The organism is Paenibacillus sp. J31P316, assembly GCF_056269105.1.
The window spans coordinates 17546-42862 of sequence record NZ_JBWDNI010000023.1 but is presented as its reverse complement, the minus strand read 5'-3'; the positions used below and the strand labels follow the sequence as shown (position 1 = coordinate 42862).

The window sequence follows — 25317 nt, the reverse complement described above, 5'->3', positions numbered from 1 at the left end:
TCCATGAAGAGTTAAGGCCGAATCAATCCGTCATAGGTCTCCGGACGCCGGTCGCGGTAGAACTGCCAGCTCTCGCGAACCTCGCGGATGAGCGATTTGCTCATGTCGCCAACGACGATTTCCTCGCGGTCCCGGCTTCCGATCGCCGCGATGCTGCCGCGCGGATCAGCCAGATACGACTGCCCATAGAACTCTCCCATATTCCAGGGCGCTTCATAACCGACGCGATTGATCGCCGCGACATAGTAGCCGTTGGCGACGGCATGGGCCGGCTGCTCCAACCGCCACAAATATTCGCTCGTTCCCGATACGGTCGCCGAAGGATTAAAAACAATCTCCGCCCCGTTCAGCCCAAGCGCCCTCGCTCCCTCGGGAAAATGCCGGTCATAACAGATGTATACGCCTACTTTGGCATAAGCAGTATCGAATACGGGATAACCGAGATTGCCCGGCTTAAAATAATATTTTTCCCAGAAGCCGCAGCCTCCGCCTCCCGCGGCGACATGCGGAATGTGGTGCTTCCGGTATTTGCCGAGATAGGCTCCGTCAGCATCGATGACGGCCGCCGTGTTGTAATACGTCGCGATGCCTTCCCGCTCGTAGACGGGAAGAATAATGACGATGCCGAGCTCTCTCGCAGCTTCCTGAAACAGCCGGGTCGTCGGGCCGTTCGGCACCTCTTCGGCGGCGTCGTACCACTTCGGCGTCTGTTCCGCGCAGAAGTACGGACCGAAGAACACCTCCTGCAGCGATACGATCTGCGCTCCCTTCGCCTTTGCCTCGCGAAGCAGCCGCAAGTGCTTCTCGATCGCCTCCGACTTGTGGCGCTCCACCGGCTCGCCGCCGTCCACCTCATGCTTCGATTGAATAAGACCGATCCTCACGCTGTCCATGCGCCATCTCCTTTCCCGATACGGATGGACGGGCGCCGCTGTTCGCGTCCGCCCGTCGTACCGCCTCCGATCCTGACTTCATGCCGGTCATCCCTATTTCATCGCCATCTCCACGATTTCGTTCGTGTAGGCCTGCTTCAGATCGGCTGCCTTCTTGATGACGCCGAATTTCAAGGCGATATCCGCCGTTTGCTTGAACATCGCATCGTCGATGTAACCCAACTTCGCCTCGTCGAAGCCTTCGGGGAGGATCAGCTTCGCGACTTCCTCCATCATTTTCAGCTGATGGTCCTTGGAGGTGCTGCCGTCCTCGACCTGCTTCATGACGCTGTCGACGGCTGCGGCCGGGTCGGCGATCGCGTCCTTCCAGCCTTTCAGCGAAGCCCGGACGAACTTGGCCGCCGTCTCCTTGTTCTTCGCCAGCCAGTCTTTATTGGCGAACAAATTGTCCTCCAGCATCGCGACGCCTTCCGCGTTCATGTCGATGACATTCAGATCCGTTGCGGGAATGCCCTGCTCCAGCACGACCTGATATTCGTTGTACGTCATGGCCGATGCCGCATCGATCTCGCCGGTCAGAAATTGATCCATCGTGAAGCCCTGCTTCGTGAACGCGATATCCTTGTTCGGATCGAGCTTCAGCTTATCGAACAGCGCGAGCAGCTCGAACTCGTTGCCGCCCATCCAGTTGCCGATCTTCTTGCCCTTCATGTCGGCCGGCCCGGTGATGCCCGCGGTTTTCTTGGAGACGAGCACAAGCCCGCTTCGCTGGAACACCTGCGAGATCTCGACCAGCGGCAGCCCCTGCTCCTGATGCGCCAGCAGACTGGCTACCCAATCGACGCCGATATCGGCTGCGCCGTTCGCCACCTGCTGTTCCGGCACGATATCCGGTCCGCCGGGCAGTATCTCCACGTCCAGCCCTTCATCCTTGTAATAGCCTTTGTCCATCGCCATGAAATACCCGGCAAACTGCGCTTGCGGCACCCACTTGAGCTGCAGCTTGACCTTGACCGGATCGGCGCTCGCATTCGAGCTGCCAGCCGGCCCGGCAGTCGGCTCATTGTTGCCGCTGCCGCATGCGGAGACGACCAGCGCAAGCGCTGCCGCCATCACGACGGCCATCGACTTTGTCCTGCGATTAACCCGTTTCTTCTCTCTCATCCATCATCTCTCCCTTGGCTAAGTAACAAGCGGCCGTGCACAGTATGGCTTGGATCCGTGCGGGTTTATGCGATCGGCGTGGCGGCGGGCGGCGACGCGCTCCGTTTCGGCCGGTTGTCACAACTTCAGCTTCGCTGGGAAGGATGCCACTTCATGAATACTCGCTCTAGTCCTTCTATGACGGCATAAAAGAGAATTCCGGCGACGGCCGCAACGACGATGCAGGACCAGCCGAGCGGCATTTTGGCAACCTTGATGGAATTGGACAGCAAGTAGCCGATGCCGCGGGAGGAAAAGAAAAACTCGCCCACGATGGCGCCGATCATGCTGGCGGTCGCGTTGATTTTGAGCGCGGAGAACACGTAAGGCAGCGCATTCGGAATGCGCAGCTTGAGGAACTGCTGCCTTTTGCTTGCTGCCATGGCGTGCATGAGGTCAACCGAGAGCGGATCGACCATGCGCATGCCTTTGTGCGCATTGATGGCCATCGCCGCCATCGTGACCGCGGCGACGATGGCGGCCCGCGAGCCCATGCCGCCGCCGAACCATAGATTCATGATCGGCGCCAGCGCGACGATCGGGACGGCGTTGAGCGAGGAGACGAGCATGAGCGCGCCGGCGCCCCAGCGCGGTGCGGCTGCCGCGGCGACGGCGACCAGAAACCCCGCGGCCGAGCCCATCAGCATGCCCCATACGGCTTCCGTTAACGTATATCGGGTGTACGACAACAGCAGGCTCGCATTCTCGCGGATCGCTTCGCCGATCGCCGACGGAATCGGGAGCTGGTACAGCTTGAGACCGAACAGCTGGTGGAAGAGCTGCAGCTGCCAAGCCGCCAGGAAGAGCAGGCCGCCAAGCAATGGAAATCCGATCTGCAAAAGCGTGTTTCTGCTGTCGCGGTGATGGCGCTTTGGCCGGACATGCCGACCCGATACAGGCGCCGGATGAATGCCCGATACGCCTTCCGGGCTGACGGCGAGCGGAAGGTCATTCTGTTTTGCCGCAATAGCAGGCGTCTTATTGGGATTTCTTTTAGCCGCGGCAGCAGGCGTCTCATTCTCCATCATTCGCCGCCTCCTCCTTGCCGGAACTCCGGCTGCCACGGCGCAGCCAGCCGTTCGGCCAATTGGATGAGGCCGTAGCTGGCGATGCCCAGCAATACGCCGACGAGCACCGTCGCCCAGAACATGTAGGCATGCGACGGTCCGTAATATAAATTGCGGAGCATGAGTACGCCGATGCCGCGGCGCGCACCCATCAGCTCGACGAGAATCGCCCCTGTCACGGCGAGCGGGGCGGCGATTTTCAAGCCGCTGAACAGGCCCGGCAGCGAAGCCGGAAGCCGCAGCTTCCAATAGATCTGCCATGTCGGCGCGGCGTAGGAATACAGCAGCTCGAGCGCCGAACGCTCCACGCTTCGCAGCCCGCGGAGCATATTAATGGCCACGGGGAAGAACGTAATGTAGCCCGCGATCAGAATGCGCGCCCATTCCTCGTCCCGGACGATGCCGTACAGGATAGGAGCCAGCCCGAGGATCGGTATCATTTGGGAGGCGACCGCATACGGGAATGCCAGCCGCTCGATCCATTTTGACATGCTCATCAGGATGGCGAGCAATGCGCCGGCCAAGGCGCCCAGCGCGAAGCCGAGCCCCGCATCGGCGAAGGTGGCGCTCCCTTCTTTCATCAGCGTCCCGCCGTAATCGCCGAAAGTCCCGGCAAGCTTGTGCACGTACGGAAGCTTAGATTGCGCCAGCGAAACCTCCATGTGAAGAAGCAGCCAGGATAGCGCCTCCCACAGTACGAGCAGTCCGATCAGCCATGTGGCGGCAGGCAGCCATCTTCCCCTCCGAATCCATTTCGCGGCTCCCATGTTAAAGCCCCTCGAAGCTGTCGCGGATTTTGGCGACGAGCTCGAAGAAAGCCGGACTGTTCCGCATCGCCTTCGTTCGGGGACGGGGCAGCGGAATTTCGATGACGGCGGACAGCCTACCGGGATGCGGGGACAGGACGAATACCCGGTCGGAGAGGAAGATCGATTCCGATATGCTGTGCGTGACGAACACGATCGTATTGCCGACCTTGCTCCAAATCGACAGCAGCTCTTCGTTCAGCCGTTCGCGCGAAAATTCATCCAGCGCCGAGAAGGGCTCATCCATCAGCAAAATCTCAGGCTCCACCGCCAGCGCTCTGGCGATGGCGACTCGCTGCTGCATGCCGCCGCTCAGCTGCCACGGATACTTGTCGGCGAACGCCTGCAGACCGACAAGCTCCAGCAGTTCCCCGGCCCGCTTTCTCCGTTCGGACTTCGGGGTCCCTGTCAGCTCGAGAGGAAGCGTTATGTTGCGCTCCACCTTGCGCCAGTCGTACAACGCCGGATGCTGGAATACGATGCCGTATTTCCGAGCTAACCGTGCCTCCTTGGCTGTCTTGCCCGCAACCTTGAGCGAGCCGGCTGTCGGCTGAATCAGATCGGCCATTAAGCGGAGCAGCGTCGTCTTGCCGCAGCCCGATGGACCGAGCAAGGAGACGAACTCTCCTTTTGCGATAGCCAGGCTGACGCTTTGAAGCGCGACCACTTCGGACGCGTCCGACAGATATCGCATGCCGATATTGTCCAGTTCGATTTCCGGGGTTCCAGCCGCCTGGATCATCCGCATCTCTCCTTTGACTATGTAATTCCCATTATGCGCTTCGCGAGTCAGGCTTCCTGACATGAATAGATTGAATATAGTTAATTTTCCGACTATTTAACGTGATGCTTCCATGTTACCGCGCGTCCTTGGGCGATTCATTAGACATATCGTCAAATCATATCGCCTCGAATCGGTCATCCTGTCTAAGTAAGCGCTATCCGATGTTAGGAAACCTGCGCTTAGATGCCTCTGCTGATAGCTGCGGTATGCAGTGTTGATCCTCTGACTCCATCCAGCATTAAATACGAGTGGCTGGTAGATAGATGCATGATTCGCTACGCTTCTTCCTTCCAAACGACAAAAAAAGCCCAAGGCGTCAAACGCCTTGGGCTTTCGAGCGGCAATGCCGCGATTTCCTATTCGAAGTAAACCGCTTTGCCAGTGCTGGACGATTCGTAGATCGCTTCAAGAATTTCGGAAACGACGAGCGCTTGCTCCGGTTTCACGAACGTTTCTTTGTCGTTCAATACGGCATCGATCCACCAAGCTGCTTCCAGTACTTCAGCAGTTTCGCTAGCACCTTCGTAGAAGGCAACGCCGCCGCTGTTCAGCTCAACGTTTTTCACGTACAGACGGCTGTTTTGCTCGCCGTTGATGCGAAGTCCGTCTTTCATGTCGGCGCCGGCTTTCGTACCGCTCAGGGATACTTTAGCTTCGTCGACTTCAAGGGAGTTCAGCGCCCAGCTGGATTCGAGGATAACGGTTGCGCCGTTTTTCATCGTGATCATGGCAAACGCGGAATCTTCAACCGTGAATTTCGCTGGATCCCAAGGACCCCAAGCGTTTGCTGCATTCTCGGTTTGGGACAGTTTGTGGTACGCGCGGCCAAGTACGACAGCCGGCTCGTAGTTGTCCATCATCCACAGGACAAGGTCAAGCGCATGCGTGCCGATATCGATAAGCGGGCCGCCGCCTTGTTTTTCTTCGTCCAGGAATACGCCCCAAGTCGGAACGGCACGACGACGAATAGCATGTGCTTTTGCGAAGTAGATTTCGCCAAGTTCGCCGGATTGGCAAACTTCTTTCAGGTAACGGCTGTCAGCACGGTAACGGTTGTTGTAGCCGATGCTGAGTTTTTTGCCCGTACGTTTCGCAACTTCAAGCATTTTGCGAGCGTCTGCGGCCGTTTTAGCCATTGGCTTCTCGCAAAGTACGTGTTTGCCGGCTTCCAGGGCGTCGATGGAAATAACCGCGTGAGAATCGTTTGGCGTACAAACGTGGATCACGTCGATCGTTTTGTCTTGGAGAAGTTCTTTATAGTCAGCGTATACTTTCGCTTCTTCAGTGCCGTATTTCGCTTTCGCTTGCTCTGCTTTCTCGACGATGATATCGCAGAATGCTACGATTTCAGCTTCTTTTACTTGGGACAAGCTTGGAAGATGTTTGCCGTTCGCGATACCGCCGCAGCCGATAATACCTACGCGTGCCTTTGCCATTAAATTTCTACCTCCATAAGTCGGGAAATGATATAATTTGTAGTATGCGCATTCATGTCAGTTCGACGAGGCAATCAAAGAATCTTTGAAAGCCGCATGCCAAGCTGTCCGTGAGACACACACTAGAACTAGTATAGTGCAAGCCCCACCGAAAAATATAGGCCTTTTCATGGCCTGCTTTTATGTGATTTTGCTGTCGAAGGGATGGTCCCGTGGAATTTTACAATGAGAAGGTCGTTTATGAAAACCCTCTATTGTCAATCAAAGTGAATCAGTCCCTGCGTAACAACGACTTGTTCATTAATTGGCATTATCATCGGGAGATCGAATTGCTGCTCGTCCTGCACGGCGAGCTTGACGTGAATATTGAGGATGAAGTCGTCCGGCTCCAAAGCGGCGACATCGCCCTTATCGGCTCCAGGCAGCTGCATCGCGACCGCAGTCTGAGCAGTCCGCTCAATTACATCGTGCTGCAATTCGACCTGGAGCATTTTATCGACCAAAGCTCCATGCCGTACATGCGGTTCTTCTCGGAAACCAAGAACCCGCTTAGCCGCGCGAACTATATTTTCCAAGAAAACGAGACGGCTCGCGCCGATGCGGCGGCTTGCATCCAGTCCGTCCTGGAAGAGGTCACGGTCAAGCAGAACGGCTACGAGCTCGCCGTCAGCATGTTGATCAAGAAGCTGCTCCTGATCCTCATCCGCAACGACGAGAAGCGCGTCCTGGCCGATCACGAGGACTTCGATCGCGCCCGACTGCGAGGCGTCATCGATTACGTGGAAGAGCATTTGACCGACCGCATTCAGGTCGAGGAAGTGTCCAAGCTCGCCAATATGAGCTACTACTACTTCGTCAAATTTTTCAAAAAGGCGATCGGCCTGTCCTTCACCGAATACGTCAATTACCGCAAAATCAAATGGGCGGAACGGATTCTGCTCACGAAGGATCTCAGCATCTCGGAGGTCGGCGACCGGATCGGCATGCCGAACATGGCGCATTTCTACAAAATGTTCAAGAAATACAACGATTGCTCGCCGAAGCAATTCCAGAAGAAAATGCTGGAGTGGAACCGGGCTTAGGATCAGGCCCACAGCGGGGGGTTCTAGTCCCTGCCGGCTCGCACCTTATTGGCTGCAAGTTCTAGCCGAACGTCCGCTTCATGAAAGCAAGACTCGCCTCCAGCTCCTGCTCGGGCTCGCTGACCGAGCATTCCGCCGACATCATTCCCTCGTAACCTGCCGCCTTCAATTGGGCGGCAAACTCCGCGTAAGGATATGCCCCCGTACCCGGCGACAATCTTCCCGTGTCCGCAAGATGGATGTGCGCAAGCCAGTCCTTATTTCTCGTCAAGGTGTCCAGCGCTTCGCCTTCTTCGTCCATGTGATAGAAATCCGCCAGCACGCGGATAGCGGGATGATTAATCTGCTTCGCGATCGCTACGGCGTCGTCGACGCTGTTGATGAAGTTGCATTCCTTCTTGTTCAACGGCTCGATGGCAAGCGTCAGGCCCGTGCCTTTGAAATCCTCCGCAATCCACTCCAGCGTATGCAGCATCTGTTCCTCGCCTCTTGCAAGCTCCCAGCCATCCGGCACGTTCCGCGAACGTCCGCTTCCAAGCACGACGGTCCGGGCTCCGATCCGGTGCATCGCCTCCGCCGCGGCGTGAATGTACCTTCTCGTGCGCTCTGCATCCCTGTCGGGTCCGATCAGCCTCAGGTCTCCGGGGAACATTACGCTGAATGCGCTTACAGGCAGCGGACTCTCCAAATAGGCTGACAGCGCTTCACGATGCGCATCGGCGTTCTCCACTTGCAGCGAGACCACCGTGCATTCGATATAGTCGTAACCCAGCCGTTTCAGTAAATCCGCGTCCTCGATGCCTCTGCACCATCCATAGGTAATCATGTCCAAAACACCTCCATAATTATGTACATAGAAAAATGTACCACTTCCAGCCGATGCGTCAAGCAAAACAAAAAGCTCGAATCATCCGTTCGATGATCCGAGCTTCTTGGGCATGACGAGCTTGTAGCCGACGCCGCGTATCGATTCGATCTCGACGGACTGCTGTCCGAGCTCCAGCTTCTTACGCAGCGAGCTGACATGCACGTCGACCGTCCGTTGTCCGCCGATGTAATCGAAGCCCCACACGACGTTCATGAGATCGTCGCGGGTGATAACCATGCCCGGACGCTGCACGAGATACAGCAGCACTTCGAATTCCTTCGGCCGCAAGGGCACCGTCTCGCCGTTCAGAACAACCTCGTAGCGCTCCGGATAGATTGAGAGATCGCCGGCCGTAATGACCTTGTCCGTCGTTTCCGTCAGCTTGCCGTCGTCTTGGCCGGTCCGGCGCAGCACGGCCGATACGCGAGCGAGCAGCTCGGCAACGCCGAACGGCTTCGTCATGTAATCGTCGGCGCCGCGTTTCAACCCCTGCACGACTTCTTCTTCGGCATTGCGGGCCGTCAGTACGATGACGGGCGTCCGGTTGCCGTTCTGCCGCAGACGGGACAAAATTTCAAACCCATTCATACCGGGCAGCATAATATCGAGAATGATAAGGTCAAACGAGCGCTGCAGCGCTACCTGCAGACCCTCCGCACCGTGATCGATCACGGTGGTGTCGTACCCTTCCTGCGACAAGTTGTACGAAAGCAGTCTTGCCAATGTCGGCTCGTCCTCAATGACCAACACTTTTTGCGTCATGTTGACCCCCCGGCTGCCACGCCGCTTTCATGCAGCATGGTCTTCATGTTTCTTTACACTATCATAGCACTGTTTCCGGCAAAGAGTAAGCCCCCGCCGGATCAGCTTGGACGAGGGCAGCCCCCGCTGGTTCGGCCTCCGCTACTGAAGAACGGGAAGCTCGATCATGAAGGTTGACCCGACGCCCAATTTGCTTTCAACGGTAATCGTTCCTTTGTGCAATTCCACCAAATGCTTGACGATGGAGAGACCGAGTCCTGTCCCGCCGGAGCTTCGCGATCTCGCCTTGTCGACTCGGTAGAAGCGTTCGAAGATACGCGGCAGATCCTTCTTAGGAATGCCCATACCCGTATCGGAAATATAAATGCGAATATGCTCGTAATTCTCCAAGCCTTCCTCGTCCAACCCCCCGTTCGGATCGTGCACGGGCTCCACGACGATCGAGACGCTGCCGCCTTCCGACGTATAGGCGATGCCGTTCCCCAGCAGATTCATGACGATCTGTCGCAAACGGTCTTCGTCCGCTTCCACGTAGAGTCCCGGTTCCACCTTCGCCGATACGCGGATCTGCTTGCGAACCGCTTCCGCGCTCATAAGCTCCATCGTCTTGCCGACGAACGAGGAAAGCTCGATCGGCGAGAACTGCAGCGGCACTCTGCGCGACTCGATCTTGGACAGTTCCAGGATATCGCCGATAAGGCGGTTCAAGCGGTCGCTTTCATCGTAAATGATTTGCAGGAACGAACGGGCCGTCTCCGGATCGTCGACCGCGCCGCCGAGCAGCGTCTCGGCGAAGCCCTTGACCGCCGTAATCGGCGTCTTCAATTCATGCGAGACGTTCGCGACGAACTCGCTGCGCATCCGTTCCAGCCTGCGGATCGCCGTCACGTCCTGCAGCACGAGCAGCACGCCGCCGAATTCGTCATTATCCTCGATAATCGGCACCAGATTGAGATCCAGCAGCCGCTCCTCCGGAAAATAGAACGTCACCTCGTCGCGCAGATGCTCCCTGCGTTCCATGGCTTCCTGAATGATTTGCGACAGCTCGTACTGCTGCTTCGCCGAGGCGTAATGATGGCCGACCAGCTCGCGCGCGGAGAACCCGAGCACTTCCTCGGCCCTCCGGTTGAGCAGCACGATCGTTCCTTTGGCATCGATCATGACGACGCCGTTGATCATATTGTCGAGCACGGAAGCCAGCTGGCTTTCGTTCTGATGTATGCGCGTCATCTGTTCCTGCAGGCTGTCCGCCATCGCATTGATCGCCAATCCGAGCTCGCCGATCTCGTCGTTGCTCTTCACGGTGACGCGGGCACGATAATCGAGATTCTTGATCCGTTTGGATACCCGCGTGATCTGCTCCAGCGGCCGCGTCAAACCGAGCGCAACCCGATAACTGATCAGCGCCGCGACCGCGAACAGAACGACCAGTCCCATCAGAAGCGCCGCCCAGATCCGCTGCACGCTCTCGTCCGCCTTCTTCAGGCTGAGCGCCAGCCGAATGATGTCCGAATTCGGATCGGACGGCTTGACGAGCATGGCGACGTACAGCAGATTTTGCTTGATCGTATCGCTGTAGCGGGTCGTTCGGCCGATGCCGTCCTTCTTCGCCTGAATGATTTCCTTCCGGGTCAAATGATTATCCATCGTCTCCGGATCGTGATCGGAATCGCCAAGCACGACCCCGTCGCCGCGGACGAACGTAACCCGGGTATCCGTGATGGATTTTAGATGCTTCGCTTCCTCCGTGTAGTACGCGAACAGCTCATCCGGATTTCCCTGCTTCCATTCCATGCCGTCCAGGATGACTTTCATCTCCCGAACCATGTTGTCCTGAAGAGCTTCCAGATGGTTGTCCCTGTAGGTCTTGCCCATGAATAATCCGGCGGCCAGCACCGCGAGTCCGATCATCACGATCAGAATCAGCGTGAGCCGCACGCGAAAGCTGCTCATCGTTCTTCTCAACCTCCAGGCCCTTTTCCTTCACTGACCATCGTACTTCCACTTAGCTTTCTGCGCCAGCTGTCGAATTATGAAGCTTTTGTAAAACATAATGATGCACCGTAGCCAGCGGTTGTTGGATCAGAATGGACAGCACGACCGGAACGGCCGTCAACGGGCTGAAGTAGGCCATGGCGATCACGATGCCGAGCGAAATGTTCCGCATCCCCGTCGCATAGGACACCGTCACCTGCAGCTCCCGGTCACGATAGCGCATCGTCCCGAAATAACCGACAGCGTAGCAAATGCCCACCATAACGAGCGAAAGCGGGATGAGCCGCAGCAGATCGCCCTGCAGCTGCTCCGTGTAAGGCGCAATCGCCGCCGCGTTCAGCATGACGACGCCGACGAAGCAGAGCTTCGAGAGCGGCGCCGCAATCGGCTTAACCGCCGCCTGAATGCGGCCTTTGGACAGCTCGTACAACGCAACGCCGATGATCGTCGGGACCACGATAATGAGCAGCAAATCGTTGATCATTTGACTCGTGTCCGTCTGTATCTCCTGATGAAACAGCAGATGGACCCCTCCGGGTACGACGATCGGGCTGAGCGCGGAATCGATGACGACCATCGCCAGCATGAGCGGAATGCTGCCGCCCGACATGCCTACCCACAGTACCGTGGAGACGCCGAGCGGAATAATCGTGAACAGGACGAGACCGACGACATAAGGCGAATCCGCGCCGAAGAACAGCGTACCGATACCGTAAGCAATGATCGGCGACAGCACATGCGCGATCAGAAAGGTCAGTATCAGGACGCCTGGCCGGCGCATGACCTCGCGCAACTGCGCCAGTCCGCAGCCGATCGCCATGGTCAGCGTCACGTACGCGAACAGATAAGGCACGGCAGGCACAAGGCGCTGCAGATGCGAAGAAAAAAAGAATCCCAGGACGAGTGATCCGGGGATAATAAGAAACATCCATTGTTCAAATCTGGCATTAAAGGCGAGTCCGAGGCTGCGCATAAGACATCCCTTCTGCATCTGTATCGATTGGAATTACTTGAATACCGGCGCTTTGAATTGCTCCAGCTTCGCGAAGGAATCCTTGTCGACGTCCGCATGGAGGCTGTTGCCGTGCGAATCCATCGTGACGACCGCGGCGAAGCCTTCCGTCTTCAGATGCCACATCGCTTCCGGAATGCCGAATTCCATGAAGTCGACGCCGTTGACGTTCTTGAAGCATTCCGCGTAATACTGCGCGGCGCCGCCGATCGCGTTCAGGTAGACCGCTCCATGATCCTGCAGCGCGGCGAGCGTCTTCGCTCCCATGCCGCCCTTGCCGATGACGGCGCGGATGCCGAATTTCTTGATGATGTCGCCTTGGTATGGCTCCTCCCGCGCGCTCGTCGTCGGTCCGGCCGCTTTGACGTGCCAGCCCGCTTCGTCCTTCATCATGACCGGTCCGCAGTGGTAGATGACGGAACCGTTCAAGTCGATCGGCGCATCGTGATCCATCAGATGATGGTGGATCGCGTCGCGGCCCGTATGCATTTCGCCGTTGATGATGACGATGTCGCCAACCTTCAGGCTGCGTACGTCCGCTTCCGACAGCGGCGTGTTCAGCACGACCTCGCGGCGCTCGGCGCGCTCCGTCACCGCATCCGCGGCTTCGTCCGCCGCCTTGTTCTTCATTGGCGTATCGGAGCCGCTCGGATAAATCCACGATTGGATCTCGCCGCTCTCCGCATTCAACAGCACGCCTTGACGGCGGTACGCCCAGCAGTTGTACGCGACCGAGACGAAGTAGCTCGCGGGCAGGCGGTTCATGACGCCGACTTTGCAGCCGAGCAGCGTAACCGCGCCGCCGAAGCCCATCGTGCCGATGCCGAGCTTGTTGGCGTTCTCCATGACGTATTCTTCAAGCTGCTGCAGTTCAGGAATGGCGTTCGTGTCCTCCGTGTGGCGGAACAGCTGCTGCTTCGCCAGCTCGTAGCCCGTCGTCCGGTCGCCGCCGATGCCGACGCCGATGAAGCCCGCGCTGCAGCCTTGGCCTTGCGCCTGGTAAACGGCATGCATGATGCATTTGCGGATGCCGTCCAGGTCGCGGCCCGCCTTGCCGAGTCCCGGAATTTCCATCGGCAGGCTGTATTGAATGTTCTTGTTCTCGCAGCCGCCGCCTTTGAGGATCAGACGGACGTCGATCTCGTCCTTCTCCCACTGTTCGAAATGGATGACCGGCGTGCCGGGTCCGAGGTTATCGCCCGTATTGGCGCCCGTCAACGAATCGACGGAGTTCGTGCGAAGCTTGCCGTCCTTGGTCGCGCGCGCGATTGCCGTGCGGATCTGCTGCTTCATGATGATTTGGTTCGCGCCTACGGGCGTATGCACGACGAATGTCGGCATGCCCGTATCCTGACAGATCGGAGACACGTTGTTCTCCGCCATTTCGATATTCGTGGCGATCGTCGAGAGCGACATGCCCGCGCGCGTCGCGCGGTCCTCGGCCTCCTGCGCCGCTTGAATAACCTTCCGGACATCACCTGGAAGGTTGGTTGAAGTTTCAACAATGAGGTCGTATACGCTTTGTTCAAAATGTAGCATGAGTCCGATATGGCTCCTCTCTCTAGTAGATCTTCGGCTTTCCTTATATAATCTTATATAATAATCACTATAATCTATCATACCACAACGGAACTTGGCGGGCACACTGCTTTTGCGGTCCGCGGCCGCCTCCTAATTCCTGCAGGAAAGGAACATCACGCCATATGGACAGTCATTTCACGGCTTACATGTACCGCCTGCGCTACATCGAGCGCTGGAGTCTCATGCGCAATACGACGCGCGAGACGGTCGCCGAGCATTCCTATCACGTTGCGCTGCTGGCGCATATGTTGTGCGAGATCGGCAACCGGCTATTCGGAAAATCGCTCAATGCCGACCGCGCGGCGTCGATGGCCTTGTTCCATGACGCCACCGAGGTGTTTACCGGCGACATTCCGACGCCAGTCAAGCATCACAATCCGAAGATGCTCGCGAATTTCCGCGAGATCGAGGCGATGGCCGCGGAGCGGCTGCTCGGCATGGTGCCGGAGCCGCTTCGGGACGCCTACGAGCCGCTCATCATCGGCTCCCCGGCGGACGACGAGCAGGCCGAGCTGGTCAAGATGGTGAAGGCAGCCGACCTGCTCGATGCGTATATGAAATGCTTATCCGAGCTGTCATCCGGCAATCGCGAGTTCGCCGTGGCGAAAGGACAGACCGAGATCAAGCTCTCCGCCCTCGGCATGCAGGAGGTCGATTGGTTTCTGTCCGAAATGGCGCCAAGCTTCAGCAAAACGCTCGACGAGCTGTCGGAATAGTCGGCAGCTCCGCAGGCAGGCTGAGGGAACGTGCGCTTTTGGGTTCGCGAATGGCATCTCTATGAATTTCATGAACAAACAGGCAGTCCCGCCGCGGGACTGCCTGTTTCAAGTTCAGAGCTCGTATGGGTTTAGCTTGCGAACAAGCACAGTAAAACTCATGCACTGATTAGCTACGGGTGAACTAGCTTAGCTGCAAATCTGCACTTATTTTCAATGATTTCTTTCTGAAATCCGAACTAGATGCAAATCTGCAACTAACTGGCCGAATGCGAACCGTTTTAGCTTCCGAACCTACCAGCCCATCCGCTTCTTAAGCTCCGTAATATGCGCCAGGTGATGCTTGCCATGCCAAGCGTAGATGCCAAGATTGCGGTCGAGCGGTGTCTCTCTGCCGGATTCCGGATGCACGAAGGCACGCTTGTATTCCGTCTCGCTCAGACTTGCCAGCAGCTTGACCCAGCGCGCATGCAGACTGTCCATCAGCGTCAGCGACAGCTCGACCGGCGTGCCGACCGAATCCGGAAGCTCCGCCCAGCGTTCTTCATTATAAGGCTTAATGGTCGGTTTCTCTTCCGTCAACGCCAGCTTGAACCGCATATAGCTGTTGATATGGCTGTCCGCAAGATGATGCACGACCTGGCGAACCGTCCAGCCGCCGTCTCTGTATGGCGTGTCCAGCTGCGCTTCGGACAAGCCGTCGACAGCTTCTCTCAGCAAAGCGGGCAGCGCCGCGACTTCTTCAATCCACTGCGCACGGACCGCATCGGTAATTTCAGCCGGAGCCGCAAACTTTCCGATTGGGTATTTCAACACTTCAACGTCCACCGTCATCGTACAAACACCTCATTCTCCATGGTTATCGTCTCTTTTAGTATAACAGGCTTATGGATGCCAGGAGAAGCGCCGCCATTCGAAACCGAAGGCCAAATCGAGTATACTGCTAGACAAGACAAGCCTTGCATCCTGTCAGACCATCAGCACTACTTAGGAGATGAGATCATTTGAATATACATGAACAGCGCGGCGAAATTTGCGGCGTGCTTTGCCTTACTTGTTCATCCACGACCGCGCCTGTCGGCCAAATCGTGCTGCTGCACGGCTGGGGCTCCACAATGGACAGCTACGCTTTCTTCGCGGCTCAAATCGCAGGCTGGGGCTACAACGTCATCGTACCCGAACTGCCTTGGCACGGTGAACGGGGTAGCCTTGATTATTGGAAAGTCGAAACCTTACAGAATCACTTCTGGGAAGTCGTCCTTCGAAGCGTTCAGGAGGTGGACGCCATCGCCGGGGAGCTCGCGCGCGAATCGCATCTTCCCGTCACGGTCATCGGACATTCCGCAGGCGGCATAATTACCGCCGGAGCCTACGCGGGCGCGCCGCATATCCGATCGGCGGTCGTCATTAACGGTTCATGCGCTTGGGTGCGATTCGAAGAGATCTTCCGGCAGTCGGCCGGCTTGCCGCCAATGGAACCGGAAGATCATGCAGCTTTGTCGCAGCATGACCCCATCGAACGCATTCTCTCCGGTCCCGCAAAGCCGCTGCTGCTGCTTCATGGCCTGGAAGATGCGACCGTGCCGATCGGCAGCCAGCAATACTTCGCCGATGAGCTCGCGAAGCGACCCGGCTCGGCGGACTTCGTTCGGTTCCATACGTTCGAGCGGGTCAATCATGTGATTACGCTCGGCATGCTGCAGCGGATCCACGAGTTTCTCGGCGGCATGTCCTAAGCGCCTTCCAGGGACGCTTCTCCCTCGCCGGATTGTACCCATACGTCCTTGAAATCGATCCAGCCGAGCGGCGACAGCGCGATTCCGCGCAGGCTCGGCTTATACGCTTTGTGGCTCTTCTTGTGCAGCAGGAAGAGTACTTGCGTCTCCTCCCGCACCCGTTCCTCGATTTCGTCCAGCAGAAACCGCCGTTGTTCCACAGTCGGCGACGCCACCGCCAAATCGATCCGTTCCTTGGCCCAATCCAACAGTTGGGGATCCATATGCTCGTTCAGGAAGCTGCCCCGCTGCTCGTACGTCTCGATCTCGCACACCTCGTCCTCAGCGAACACGAGGCTGTACAGAATGGCATCCGCTTCTTGCAGGACGGCTTCGTTGCGACAGGCATGCCCGTCCAGCAGCCGTATCTCCGCCGGTACGCCGAATTCCGCGCAGCGCGCCTGAATCCATTCCGCGTCTTGCAAATGCACGGGCCTCGTGAGGATCGTGAGGGGCTCGCCGCCATAAGCCGCATCGCGCAGAAGCGCCCGTGCCTGCGCTGCGTCGCAGCGCACATGGCGGAGCGGCGTATGCGCGCCAGGGCGAAAACCGCGCGCGGCGTACATGCGCTCCTCGCCCAGCTCCTCGACCATGCGTGACCGATCGAGCAGCAGGTCGATCGCCTTGCGGAAGAGCGGCGACCGCTGCGGTCCGTCCTTCCGGCGGTTCCAGGTCAGCAGCATGCATCCCTGCAGCAGCGATTCCACCTCTGCCCAGCTGCCGCTATCCCCGTTCTTCTCCTTGTCGTCATGGTCGAAAGCCAGACGTTCCCAGCAGTGCGCCGATTGCGTCCCCTGATCCGCCGGCACGAAAGCGATGACCACACCGTCCAAATGCGCGCGTCCAAGGTAATAATCCGCGTTCGCTTTCAGCGTGAACCGATCCTCGTTCCACTCCGCGAATCGAAAGGGTCCCGTGCCGGAAGGCTGCCGCCAGAACGACGCCTCATCCAGCATGACAATGTCTTTGGGCAGAATAGAGGCGGCCGTCGAGCACATGAAACGATGGAAGATCCGGTTTGGCTTGGCCAGCTCGATCGTGACGGATCGCCCCTCCGTCTCCACGGCGACGACATTGCGCAGCAGCCAGCTGTTCGAACGATCTTCCCGCAGCCGCTCCAGCGTGAAGCGCACGTCTTCGGCGCCCAGCTCCTGCCCGTGATGAAAGAATACGCCCCGGCGCAAATGAAACCGCCACCGCTTCGCGTCCGGCGAGCACTCCCAGGCATGCGCCAGCGCCGGGCTTACCCGATCCGTCTCCGGATCGAATCGCACGAGCCGGTCGAACAGCTGCCGGATGAGATGCGCGTCGAACGAATAATACACCTCGGCGGGGTCCAACGTCACGAGCGGCACGTGAACGGGCAGCCGGAGCGTGTCCACCTGTCGCTCGCCGCCGGCTCCTTCCGAGCGGTAGCCGAAGTGCCGCGTCAGCCATTCGTTAAAGCGCTCCTTGGCCAGCGTCCCTTCGCCGTGGCCCAGGATGAGCTCGAACGCCTGCTTGTAGCTCTCCTTGCCTGCCAGCGCCTTGGCGGCGTCCAGAAGCACGGTCTCCCGCTCCGCCCGGAAAACGATCTGCGACCGGTTGCCCCGTCCTAGACCGGGCTGCCAATGAATCCAGCCCTCTTCCTCCATCCGGCGAAGAATCAGCTTCGCGTTGCGCGTCGTGCAGAAGAGCGACTGCGCCAGCTCGTCGAGCGTTGCTTCGACCGGCTCCCCGAATGTCTCGCGATCCGCGAAGCGCCGATACAGCTCCAAATACCGTTCCGCATGCATGCCCTGCATGGTCCATGCCTCCTTCTCCATCCCGAATTTGTTAAAAGGGGAAATCCATATCTTGTATTCTACACTTTTTATCCTCTTTTCGCGCCCCCATAATAAAGTCATAACGAACGCAGGGAGGAAGCAGCGATGAATGGATACTTAGTACCTTACACGGAAGCGAAATTGCGGCAGTACCGGCAGGTCGAGAAGGAGCTGGAGACGCTCATGTCGGGCAGCGGGACGGAAGAAAGGGGAAAAAGGCGGAAGTCGGCAATCGGCTTCGTGGCAGCTTCGTGGTTTCCCCATGCCGCGCGCAAACGGCAAACCGAAAGACGGCTCGACTCTTCCGAAGAGTGACGAGCCGTCTTTTTCTGTTTGCATTGACTGTTCCATTTACTGTTCCATTCAGTGTTCCTTTCATTGTTCCTTTCATTGTTCCTTTCATTGTTCCTTTTATTGTTCCATTTACTGTTACATTACTGCCGCCCCTGCTCATACCATTCGGCCCTCAAGGCGCAGCCAGCTTCTCCTCTGCCAGCAGCTTAGCTGCCAAGCCCGTCGGTACGATCTCCACTCTCGCGCGGCGATATACCGCCAACAGCATGCCGTAGATGCGCTCCACGCCGCGTTTTAACTCCGGTATGGACTGCCCTTGCAGCTCCCCGGCCGTGATGATGAGGCCGCCTGCATTAATGACGAAATCCGGCGCGTACAGAATACCGCGCTGCTCCAGTTCCTCGCCGTGGCGCGCTTCCTCGAGCAGCTGATTGTTGGCCGAGCCCGCGATAATCGCGCACCGGAGCTTCGGAATCGTATCGTCGTTCAGGATGCCGCCGAGCGCGCACGGCGCGAAAATATCGCAGCTCTCGCCGTAGATCGCGTCTGGCGCAACCGCACGCGCGTGGTACGCCTTCACCGCCCGATCCACAAGCAGCTGATCGATGTCCGCGACGATCAGGCTCGCCCCCGCGTCGCGGAGCATGCCGCATAAGAGAAACCCGACCTTGCCGAGCCCTTGCACCGCGACGGTCCGTCCGTTCAGATCGCCGTTCCCGAGCAAGAAATCGGCCGATGCCTTCATGCCGAGGAAAACGCCGTAGGCCGTCATTTCCGCCGTAAAATCGCCCGTCGCCATGATCGTGCCCGTCGTATCGGTTACATGCGCCGTTTCTAGCCGAATCCAATCCATATCCCGTACCGTCGTTCCGAGATCGACGCCCGTTAGGTAACGTCCCTGCAGCCGTTCGATGAACCGGCCCAGGGCGCGGAATTTCGCTTCGCTTTTGTCCGTGGACGGATTGCCCACGATAACGGCCTTGCCACCCCCGTAGGGAAGTCCGAAGAAGGCAGCCTTATACGTCATGCCGCGCGCCAGCCGGACCGCGTCCGCGACGGCGTCGTTCTCCGAGGCATATACCCACATCCGGCAGCCGCCCAGCGCCGGCCCCAGCTTCGTGCTGTGAATGGCGATGACCGCCTGCAGCCCGGACTGCTCCTCCTGGCAGAACACGACCTGTTCCACCTGCAGACGCTTCATTTCCTTCCAGACGTCCATGCCGCACACCCCCTTCGTACGAGACTACATCGTATGAGGCGAACGGATGAAATATGTATGGCAAGTGCTGGAAAGACATGCAGGAAGCAGGTCCGCCGCCGTTACTCCCGGATCAGCCAGAACAGCGCAAACTGCATGACGGCCATGAAGACGAGCACGACCGGGAGCCAATAGGACGTCAGATCGCCGGACAAGACGAGCAGCAAGAGAATCGAGACGACCCGCCCCGTGTTGAGGAACGCCTCGCGCATGACGACCGATTCGACCCGGAGCTGACCTTTGAGCGGCAGCTTGCCGATCAGACCGTAATAATAGGAAGTAAGCGTATTGACCGCGAGCGGGTTGCAAATCGAGAAAGCGATCATGAATAGGATCACGGTCCATGTCGTTACGTCGTACAGCAGAAAGACGGACCCGAGCACGATGCCGCCGGAGGAGTACAGCACGAATTTGCGCACCGGCTCTTTGCCGACCCGCCTGGATATCGTATAGCCCATAGCGACGGTGAGCGCCGAGAAGAACACGCCCAAATAACCGACGAGGTCCTCGCGGCCGACGGTTTGGAACAGCAGAATATTGGGCAGGAAGAGCATGATGCCCTGAAACAAGCCGAGCACGAGGAAGGCCGCCAGCCCTCTGACCCACAGCGAGTTGCGCCGCATGACCAGCCCCATCAGCTTCAAGTAATACGCCTTGTGGTGCGAGACGAGCATCGGAATCCGGAAGCTGATGACCGACGCCGCGACGAACATGAGAAACGCGATCAGGAACACGAAAATATAACCGCTGAGCCCGCCGCTCAGATGAATAATAAATCCGGCCAGCGCCGGTCCGATCAATCCGGCCGAGTTGAACACGACCATGTTGACCGCCAGAAAACGAACCCGGTTCTGCTCCGTCGATACGTCGTACATCAGCACCAGGTAGCCGGTCCAGTACAAGCCCCCCGCAATGCCGTTGAAGACGGCGAACGGGATAAACCATGACGCGACGTGCTCCTGCGCCAGAACCACGAGCAGATAGAAGACCGCGATCGCCATGATGCCGAGACGATAAGTGACCATCCGGTCCTTGCGCTTCGTAAGCTTGCCTCCGATCGCGAACGCGGCTGGCGTAACCAAAAATACGATGATGTTGTAAACGCCGTTGACATACAGATCCTGCGTAAGCCGCCATAAGTACAAATTCAGAAACAATCCCGACATGGAGGCTCCGAACTGAAAGCAGCCATGAATCAGAAGCGCGGTCACCGCCTCTTTTCCGAGCCGTCTTTCCGGCGCTGCAGCAGCCGTTCTTCTTGCTTGCCATCGAAGCCCGATTCCTGCCTTCATTCACCCATGTCCCCTTAGACCGCATAGCCGTTGTCGGCTTGGTGTCATTGTAAGACACAGGCAGCGCCCGAGGAAAGCGTTCTCAACCGAATGGCAGGCCGAATTCAGCGGTCTCCTGCCCTGCTCATTCATTATGGCGGCAAAACAGCCCTTTCTGACACGTATTGTCCGCATGGGTGTTGCAGTTGCCGCTTGACTGAAATTGCAGTCGTTTGCAAGTCAGTATCGGCCGTCATTCACGTCTGAATCGCACCCTATTCAAACGTCTCTTCTCCCTTACAATGGAGCTATGAACACGATTTCAAGGAGGAACTATACAATGTGGCAAGCATCTTGGATTTGGGCGCAAGGCGAAGCCAGCCCGCGCAACGAATGGCGTTGTTTCCGTAAAACGTTTCATTACGAGGACGAAGGAAAGGCCGGCGCCGAAACGAAGCTCAAGCTCACCGCGGATTCCCGCTATGTCCTATACGTGAATGGAACGCAGGTCGGGCGAGGACCGGTACGAGCCTTCCCTACGAACCTGCCTTATGACGAATATGAGATCGGCCATCTTTTGAACAGCTGCGCAGCCAACACGATCGCGGTCATCGTCCTGCACTACGGATTGGCAACCTTTCAATATTTGCGCGGACGCGGCGGCTTGCTGCTCCAAGTGGATCGCTGCGATGCCGGCGGCACGGAGACACTGCTTACGACGGATGCTTCTTGGCAGACCGCGCCGCATAGCGCGTACGACGCAACCTCGCAGCGCATTTCCTGCCAGCTCGCATTCACGGAACGCTTCGACGGCCGCGGCTGGGACGAAGGCTGGAAGACGGCCGGTTTTGACGCATCTGCCTGGGCAAATGCCGAAGTGATCGGCACGGCAGGCATGGCGCCATGGACGACGATTTCGCGGCGGCCGATTCCGTACTTGACCGAAGAACCGATCTACCCCGCGCGCGTGGAGGAAATGAACTTCGTGAAGCCGGTCACTTGGAGCGCGGCGTTCGATGTGCGCACCTTGTTGGTTCCGGAGAGCGTCAACCACGCGAATCCCATCTCGTTCGTCGGCTTGCTCGCCGCAGTCGTTACGATGGCGAAAGAAGGCGTGCTCACGATCGGCAGCGTCGACAACGGCCGCATTCCGCTTCGCGTCAGCCTTGGCGGCAAGTGGAGCGCGGAATCGGACTACTACGGCGAAGCGCCGCAGCAGTTCGTTCAAGTACGTCTCGCAGCCGGCGAGCATTTGATGCTGCTCGATCTCAACAGAGGCTCCCATGGACATGCCTACCATTTGGGCTTGCATAGCGACGTGCCGTTCGAAGTCCGTTCGCCGCTCGAGACAGACAACAGTACAGCCTCGCATGCGAAGACAGAAGCAACGGTTCCTTTCGCCGTTATCGGTCCTTTCGGCTCGGCAGAGCATATCGACCATCAGCCGGAGCAAACGATCAACCGGGAACCTGCCGCGTACATGGCGTTGAAGCAAGTCGCCACGCAGCAGCAGCTCTTGGACGAGTACCGGGACTTGGTAAGGGAGATCGATCCGCAGCTGTATCACACTTCAGATGTTTACAGCCAAACCGCATGGCGCGTCATCGATCAGCCTCAGCCGATGCCGGCTTCCTTGCAGCGCGCCGTTCTGGCGAGCGCCGACCCAGGCATCATCCCGCTTCACCCGGAGCTGGATACGGAGATTCTAATCGATTTCGGCCGTGAATTGACGGGTTATATCGCCTTTGAGCTCGATGCCGGCGAAGGCACGGTCGTCGACTTCTACGGCTTTGAATTTATGCGCGACGGCTGGCGTCAATATACCTATGAGCTGGACAACACGCTGCGCTATACCTGCCGGGAAGGCAGACAGTCGTATACGTCGCTCGTCCGCCGCGGCCTGCGCTACATGGCGGTGACCGTCCGCGGGGCATCCAGGCCGGTGAAGCTGTTCGACGTCAAGCTGCTGCAGAGCAATTTCCCGGTATCCAACGCGGGTACCTTCCAATCCAGCGATGCGATGCTGAACGAAATTTGGCGCATCAGCCGGGACACGACGCGGATGTGCATGGAAGATACGTTCGTAGACTGCCCTGCCTACGAGCAGACCTTCTGGGTCGGGGACGCGCGCAACGCATCGCTTATCAACTATTACGCGTTCGGCTCGACCGAGATCGTCGAGCGCATACTGCGTCTCGTACCGGAGTCGGCCTTCCAAACGCCGCTCTACGGCGATCAGGTTCCGAGCGGCTGGAGCAGCGCCATTCCGAACTGGACGTTCTTCTGGGTGACGGCCTGCCTGGAGCATTACGAGTATACCGGCAACGCCGCGTTCGCTCGCGAGTTATGGCCGCATGTCCGCTTCACGCTGGAGCATTACCTCGAGAAGATCGACGAGCGCGGCCTGTTGAAAATCAAAGGCTGGAACCTGCTCGATTGGGCGGCGTTCGAGCAGCCGGAAGACGGCGTCGTCTCGCCACAGAACATGTTCCTCGTGAAGGCGCTGCGCGACGCGGCACTGCTTGCGGCAGCAGCCGAGGACGCGGCTGAACAAGCCCGGTTCGAGGATGCGGCGGACCGCCTTCGCGTGGCAATCAACGCCCATCTATGGGATCAGCAGCGTCAAGCTTATATCGACTGCATTCATGTAGACGGAAGTCCTTCGTCCACGCTCAGCATGCAGACCCAGGTCGTCGCAAGCCTCTGCGGCATTCCAGACGCCGAACGTGCCGAGACGCTGAAACGCTATATCGTGAAACCGCCGGCATCGTTCGTCCAAATCGGCAGCCCGTTCATGTCGTTCTTCTATCATGAAGCGCTGGCGAAGCTTGGCTTGCACGAAGTCATGACGCAAGACATGCTGACAGGATATGGCGCGATGGTGGATAAGGGCGCCACGACAGTATGGGAAGTGTACCCGACAAGCAATATCTCGCACAACGAGAACATGCTGACGCGCAGTCACTGCCATGCTTGGTCGGCCGGCCCTGCCTTCTTCCTCGGTTCCGAGGTGCTCGGAATCCGCGGCGTTACGCCAGGTTGGACGAAGGTCGCCATTACGCCGCAGCCGGCAGGCCTGACATGGGCGCGCGGCTCCGTTCCTCTTCCGGGCAGCGGCCGCATCGATGTCTCCTGGCAGCTCGATGAAGCCTCGAAGAGCATGAAGATGCGCATCGTAGCTCCGGCATCGGTCGAATTGGACATTGCCGGACCCGAAGGCTATGAACTGGCAGCCGAAGTCATTACGGTCGGATAATCGCAGCTTTCATTTCGCAGTATGGATCGACAGCAAAGAGCCCCGCGGCTGCCGCGGGGCTCTTTGCTTTTGACTTCTAGAAGTAGGAACGTTTTTGCTTGAAGCCTCTATTTCGCTTGAATGTAGCCTTCCGCTTTCAGCAGCTCGGCGATCAGAACGGCGCCGCCCGCCGCTCCGCGCAGCGTATTATGCGACAGTCCGACGAATTTATAATCGAACAGGGAGTCCTCGCGCAAGCGGCCTGCCGATACGCCCATGCCGCCTTCAATGTCGCGGTCCAGCTTCGTTTGCGGCCGATTCTCTTCTTCGAAGTACGTGATGAACTGTTTCGGCGCGCTCGGCAGCTCAAGCTCCTGCGGACGACCTTTGAATTGCTGCCAGCGCGCGAGAATTTCTTCCTTCGAAGGCTTATTCTCGAACGAGACGAACACGGTAGCCAAGTGGCCATCCAATACAGGCACCCGAATGCACTGCGTCGTAATGAGCGGCGCGCTCGCTTTCACGATTTGGTCGTTCTCGACGCTGCCCCAGATGCGGAGCGGCTCCTGCTCGCTTTTTTCTTCCTCGCCACCGATATACGGAATCACGTTGTCCAGCATTTCCGGCCAGTCGCCGAAGTTTTTGCCTGCTCCGGAGATCGCCTGATACGTCGATGCCACCACTTGAGTAGGCTTGAAGTCCAGCAATGCGTGCAATGCCGGCACATAGCTCTGAATGGAACAGTTCGGCTTCACGGCGATAAAGCCGGTCTCCGTACCTAGCCGTTTCCGTTGAGCGGCAATGACTTCCAAGTGCCCGTCATTGATTTCCGGAATGACCATCGGGACGTCCGGCGTCCAGCGATGAGCCGAGTTGTTGGACACGACGGGCGTGCCCGTCTTGGCGTAAGCCTCTTCCAGCGCTTGAATCTCGGCTTTCTTCATATCGACCGCGCAGAAAATAAAATCGACCGGTCCCGCGACTTCTTCCACCTTCGAAGCATCCTGCACGATAATACCTTTGACCCCTTCCGGAATAGGGCCGGACAGCTTCCATCTGTTTCGCACGGATTCCTCGTATGTCTTGCCGGCCGAACCGGCGCTTGCCGCAATGGCCGTTACTTCGAACCACGGATGATTCTCCAACAGTTGAACGAACCGTTGACCTACCATGCCCGTTCCGCCTACGATACCAACCTTCAATTTTGCCGTCATCGATTATTCCATTCCCTTCACGGTTTCATCATCTTCTAAATTACTATGCAATTCATTTGAATTGGTGATCCATTTGTCCACTTTATATCGGCTTTCCCGCGTACAAAAAAAATCCCACCCCCAAGACTATTGTCAGTCTTGAGGACGAGATTATTATACTCGTGGTACCACCCCAAATTCGCTCATATGTCGCCATATCAGCCTCTTCGAGTACGGCATTACGCTGTAATGCTTATACTCTAGCTCTGTAACAGGAGCTC

The 25317-nt window shown here is 57.9% G+C and carries 21 protein-coding genes and 1 other annotated feature (1 of these 22 running past the window's edge); of the genes, 5 read left to right on the top strand and 16 right to left on the bottom strand.

What is annotated here, in order from left to right:
- Positions 1 to 11: 11 nt before the first annotated feature.
- The 6 genes from AC0YNU_RS31025 to AC0YNU_RS31000 form a co-directional block, all read right to left on the bottom strand.
- Entirely contained in the window at positions 12 to 893 is an 882-nt protein-coding gene (locus AC0YNU_RS31025; RefSeq protein ID WP_475763575.1) for a nitrilase-related carbon-nitrogen hydrolase, read from the bottom strand.
- 93 nt (positions 894 to 986) lie between these two features.
- Complete coding sequence (locus AC0YNU_RS31020) at positions 987 to 2057, bottom strand: ABC transporter substrate-binding protein (protein ID WP_475763573.1); 1071 nt, start codon at positions 2055 to 2057, stop codon at positions 987 to 989.
- Positions 2058 to 2182: 125 nt separating this feature from the next.
- Complete coding sequence (locus AC0YNU_RS31015) at positions 2183 to 3124, bottom strand: ABC transporter permease (RefSeq protein WP_475763571.1); 942 nt, start codon at positions 3122 to 3124, stop codon at positions 2183 to 2185.
- On the bottom strand, positions 3121 to 3930 hold the full coding sequence (locus AC0YNU_RS31010) for an ABC transporter permease (protein WP_475763569.1): 810 nt from the start codon (positions 3928 to 3930) through the stop codon (positions 3121 to 3123). The genes AC0YNU_RS31015 and AC0YNU_RS31010 overlap by 4 nt, the downstream gene beginning before the upstream one ends.
- Before the next feature lies 1 nt (position 3931).
- A complete protein-coding gene (locus tag AC0YNU_RS31005) occupies positions 3932 to 4711 on the bottom strand; it encodes an ABC transporter ATP-binding protein (RefSeq protein ID WP_475763567.1) in 780 nt (259 codons plus the stop codon).
- Positions 4712 to 5109: 398 nt separating this feature from the next.
- Positions 5110 to 6189, bottom strand: coding sequence for a Gfo/Idh/MocA family protein (locus AC0YNU_RS31000; RefSeq protein WP_161702151.1), 1080 nt, complete (start codon positions 6187 to 6189; stop codon positions 5110 to 5112).
- 212 nt (positions 6190 to 6401) lie between these two features.
- On the opposite strand from AC0YNU_RS31000, the gene AC0YNU_RS30995 reads away from it, so the two are divergent.
- A complete protein-coding gene (locus AC0YNU_RS30995; RefSeq protein ID WP_475763565.1) occupies positions 6402 to 7271 on the top strand; it encodes an AraC family transcriptional regulator in 870 nt (289 codons plus the stop codon).
- A gap of 61 nt (positions 7272 to 7332) precedes the next feature.
- On the opposite strand, the gene AC0YNU_RS30990 is transcribed toward AC0YNU_RS30995, so the two are convergent.
- From AC0YNU_RS30990 to AC0YNU_RS30970, 5 genes are all read right to left on the bottom strand, one after another.
- A complete protein-coding gene (locus AC0YNU_RS30990) occupies positions 7333 to 8097 on the bottom strand; it encodes a sugar phosphate isomerase/epimerase family protein (protein WP_475763563.1) in 765 nt (254 codons plus the stop codon).
- 81 nt (positions 8098 to 8178) lie between these two features.
- A complete protein-coding gene (locus tag AC0YNU_RS30985; protein ID WP_475763561.1) occupies positions 8179 to 8901 on the bottom strand; it encodes a response regulator transcription factor in 723 nt (240 codons plus the stop codon).
- Between the two features lie 141 nt (positions 8902 to 9042).
- Positions 9043 to 10854, bottom strand: coding sequence for a two-component system histidine kinase PnpS (gene pnpS, locus AC0YNU_RS30980; protein ID WP_475763559.1), 1812 nt, complete (start codon positions 10852 to 10854; stop codon positions 9043 to 9045).
- A gap of 52 nt (positions 10855 to 10906) precedes the next feature.
- Positions 10907 to 11869, bottom strand: coding sequence for a bile acid:sodium symporter family protein (locus AC0YNU_RS30975; protein WP_475763557.1), 963 nt, complete (start codon positions 11867 to 11869; stop codon positions 10907 to 10909).
- Positions 11870 to 11902: 33 nt separating this feature from the next.
- Positions 11903 to 13447 (bottom strand): fumarate hydratase, encoded by a 1545-nt coding sequence (locus tag AC0YNU_RS30970; RefSeq protein ID WP_475763555.1) that lies wholly within the window; start codon positions 13445 to 13447, stop codon positions 11903 to 11905.
- A 164-nt stretch (positions 13448 to 13611) separates the two neighbouring features.
- On the opposite strand from AC0YNU_RS30970, the gene yfbR reads away from it, so the two are divergent.
- Positions 13612 to 14205 carry a 5'-deoxynucleotidase gene (gene yfbR / locus AC0YNU_RS30965; protein WP_475763553.1) on the top strand — a complete coding sequence of 198 codons (594 nt, stop codon included), beginning with the start codon at positions 13612 to 13614 and terminating at the stop codon, positions 14203 to 14205.
- A gap of 294 nt (positions 14206 to 14499) precedes the next feature.
- Here the strand turns inward: yfbR and AC0YNU_RS30960 are convergent, their stop codons facing one another.
- Positions 14500 to 15039, bottom strand: a complete 540-nt coding sequence (locus AC0YNU_RS30960) for a YfiT family bacillithiol transferase (protein WP_475763551.1) — start codon at positions 15037 to 15039, stop codon at positions 14500 to 14502.
- A gap of 170 nt (positions 15040 to 15209) precedes the next feature.
- Here AC0YNU_RS30960 and AC0YNU_RS30955 point away from each other — a divergent pair, with 170 nt between their 5' ends.
- Entirely contained in the window at positions 15210 to 15941 is a 732-nt protein-coding gene (locus AC0YNU_RS30955; protein ID WP_475763549.1) for an alpha/beta hydrolase, read from the top strand.
- Here the strand turns inward: AC0YNU_RS30955 and AC0YNU_RS30950 are convergent.
- The gene (locus tag AC0YNU_RS30950; protein WP_475763547.1) at positions 15938 to 17764 is read right to left on the bottom strand and encodes an ABC transporter substrate-binding protein; all 1827 of its coding nucleotides are present in this window, start codon (positions 17762 to 17764) and stop codon (positions 15938 to 15940) included. The genes AC0YNU_RS30955 and AC0YNU_RS30950 overlap by 4 nt on opposite strands.
- Positions 17765 to 17890: 126 nt before the next feature.
- Here AC0YNU_RS30950 and AC0YNU_RS30945 point away from each other — a divergent pair, with 126 nt between their 5' ends.
- Complete coding sequence (locus AC0YNU_RS30945) at positions 17891 to 18100, top strand: hypothetical protein (protein WP_475763545.1); 210 nt, start codon at positions 17891 to 17893, stop codon at positions 18098 to 18100.
- A gap of 151 nt (positions 18101 to 18251) precedes the next feature.
- On the opposite strand, the gene AC0YNU_RS30940 is transcribed toward AC0YNU_RS30945, so the two are convergent.
- Together AC0YNU_RS30940 and AC0YNU_RS30935 are read right to left on the bottom strand one after the other, a co-directional pair.
- Positions 18252 to 19298, bottom strand: a complete 1047-nt coding sequence (locus AC0YNU_RS30940; protein WP_475763543.1) for a Leu/Phe/Val dehydrogenase — start codon at positions 19296 to 19298, stop codon at positions 18252 to 18254.
- A gap of 101 nt (positions 19299 to 19399) precedes the next feature.
- Positions 19400 to 20629, bottom strand: coding sequence for an MFS transporter (locus tag AC0YNU_RS30935; RefSeq protein WP_475763541.1), 1230 nt, complete (start codon positions 20627 to 20629; stop codon positions 19400 to 19402).
- Positions 20630 to 20948: 319 nt separating this feature from the next.
- Here AC0YNU_RS30935 and AC0YNU_RS30930 point away from each other — a divergent pair, with 319 nt between their 5' ends.
- Complete coding sequence (locus AC0YNU_RS30930; RefSeq protein ID WP_475763539.1) at positions 20949 to 23864, top strand: family 78 glycoside hydrolase catalytic domain; 2916 nt, start codon at positions 20949 to 20951, stop codon at positions 23862 to 23864.
- A 107-nt stretch (positions 23865 to 23971) separates the two neighbouring features.
- Here AC0YNU_RS30930 and asd read toward each other — a convergent pair whose 3' ends face one another.
- A complete protein-coding gene (gene asd / locus AC0YNU_RS30925; RefSeq protein ID WP_475763537.1) occupies positions 23972 to 25057 on the bottom strand; it encodes an aspartate-semialdehyde dehydrogenase in 1086 nt (361 codons plus the stop codon).
- 137 nt (positions 25058 to 25194) lie between these two features.
- Positions 25195 to 25317, bottom strand: a binding site (T-box leader) (it continues 136 nt past the right edge of the window).

Excerpts from the sequence above, each read along its gene's own strand:
- AC0YNU_RS31025 (WP_475763575.1), bottom strand. The coding sequence starts at position 893 with ATGGACAGCGTGAGGATCGGTCTTATTCAATCGAAGCATGAGGTGGAC.
- AC0YNU_RS31020 (WP_475763573.1), bottom strand. The coding sequence starts at position 2,057 with ATGAGAGAGAAGAAACGGGTTAATCGCAGGACAAAGTCGATGGCCGTC.
- AC0YNU_RS31015 (WP_475763571.1), bottom strand. The coding sequence starts at position 3,124 with ATGATGGAGAATGAGACGCCTGCTGCCGCGGCTAAAAGAAATCCCAAT.
- AC0YNU_RS31010 (WP_475763569.1), bottom strand. The coding sequence starts at position 3,930 with ATGGGAGCCGCGAAATGGATTCGGAGGGGAAGATGGCTGCCTGCCGCC.
- AC0YNU_RS31005 (WP_475763567.1), bottom strand. The coding sequence starts at position 4,711 with ATGATCCAGGCGGCTGGAACCCCGGAAATCGAACTGGACAATATCGGC.
- AC0YNU_RS31000 (WP_161702151.1), bottom strand. The coding sequence starts at position 6,189 with ATGGCAAAGGCACGCGTAGGTATTATCGGCTGCGGCGGTATCGCGAAC.
- AC0YNU_RS30990 (WP_475763563.1), bottom strand. The coding sequence starts at position 8,097 with ATGATTACCTATGGATGGTGCAGAGGCATCGAGGACGCGGATTTACTG.
- AC0YNU_RS30985 (WP_475763561.1), bottom strand. The coding sequence starts at position 8,901 with ATGACGCAAAAAGTGTTGGTCATTGAGGACGAGCCGACATTGGCAAGA.
- pnpS (WP_475763559.1), bottom strand. The coding sequence starts at position 10,854 with ATGAGCAGCTTTCGCGTGCGGCTCACGCTGATTCTGATCGTGATGATC.
- AC0YNU_RS30975 (WP_475763557.1), bottom strand. The coding sequence starts at position 11,869 with ATGCGCAGCCTCGGACTCGCCTTTAATGCCAGATTTGAACAATGGATG.
- AC0YNU_RS30970 (WP_475763555.1), bottom strand. The coding sequence starts at position 13,447 with ATGCTACATTTTGAACAAAGCGTATACGACCTCATTGTTGAAACTTCA.
- yfbR (WP_475763553.1), top strand. The coding sequence starts at position 13,612 with ATGGACAGTCATTTCACGGCTTACATGTACCGCCTGCGCTACATCGAG.
- AC0YNU_RS30960 (WP_475763551.1), bottom strand. The coding sequence starts at position 15,039 with ATGACGGTGGACGTTGAAGTGTTGAAATACCCAATCGGAAAGTTTGCG.
- AC0YNU_RS30950 (WP_475763547.1), bottom strand. The coding sequence starts at position 17,764 with ATGCAGGGCATGCATGCGGAACGGTATTTGGAGCTGTATCGGCGCTTC.
- AC0YNU_RS30945 (WP_475763545.1), top strand. The coding sequence starts at position 17,891 with ATGAATGGATACTTAGTACCTTACACGGAAGCGAAATTGCGGCAGTAC.
- AC0YNU_RS30940 (WP_475763543.1), bottom strand. The coding sequence starts at position 19,298 with ATGGACGTCTGGAAGGAAATGAAGCGTCTGCAGGTGGAACAGGTCGTG.
- AC0YNU_RS30935 (WP_475763541.1), bottom strand. The coding sequence starts at position 20,629 with ATGAAGGCAGGAATCGGGCTTCGATGGCAAGCAAGAAGAACGGCTGCT.
- AC0YNU_RS30930 (WP_475763539.1), top strand. The coding sequence starts at position 20,949 with ATGTGGCAAGCATCTTGGATTTGGGCGCAAGGCGAAGCCAGCCCGCGC.
- asd (WP_475763537.1), bottom strand. The coding sequence starts at position 25,057 with ATGACGGCAAAATTGAAGGTTGGTATCGTAGGCGGAACGGGCATGGTA.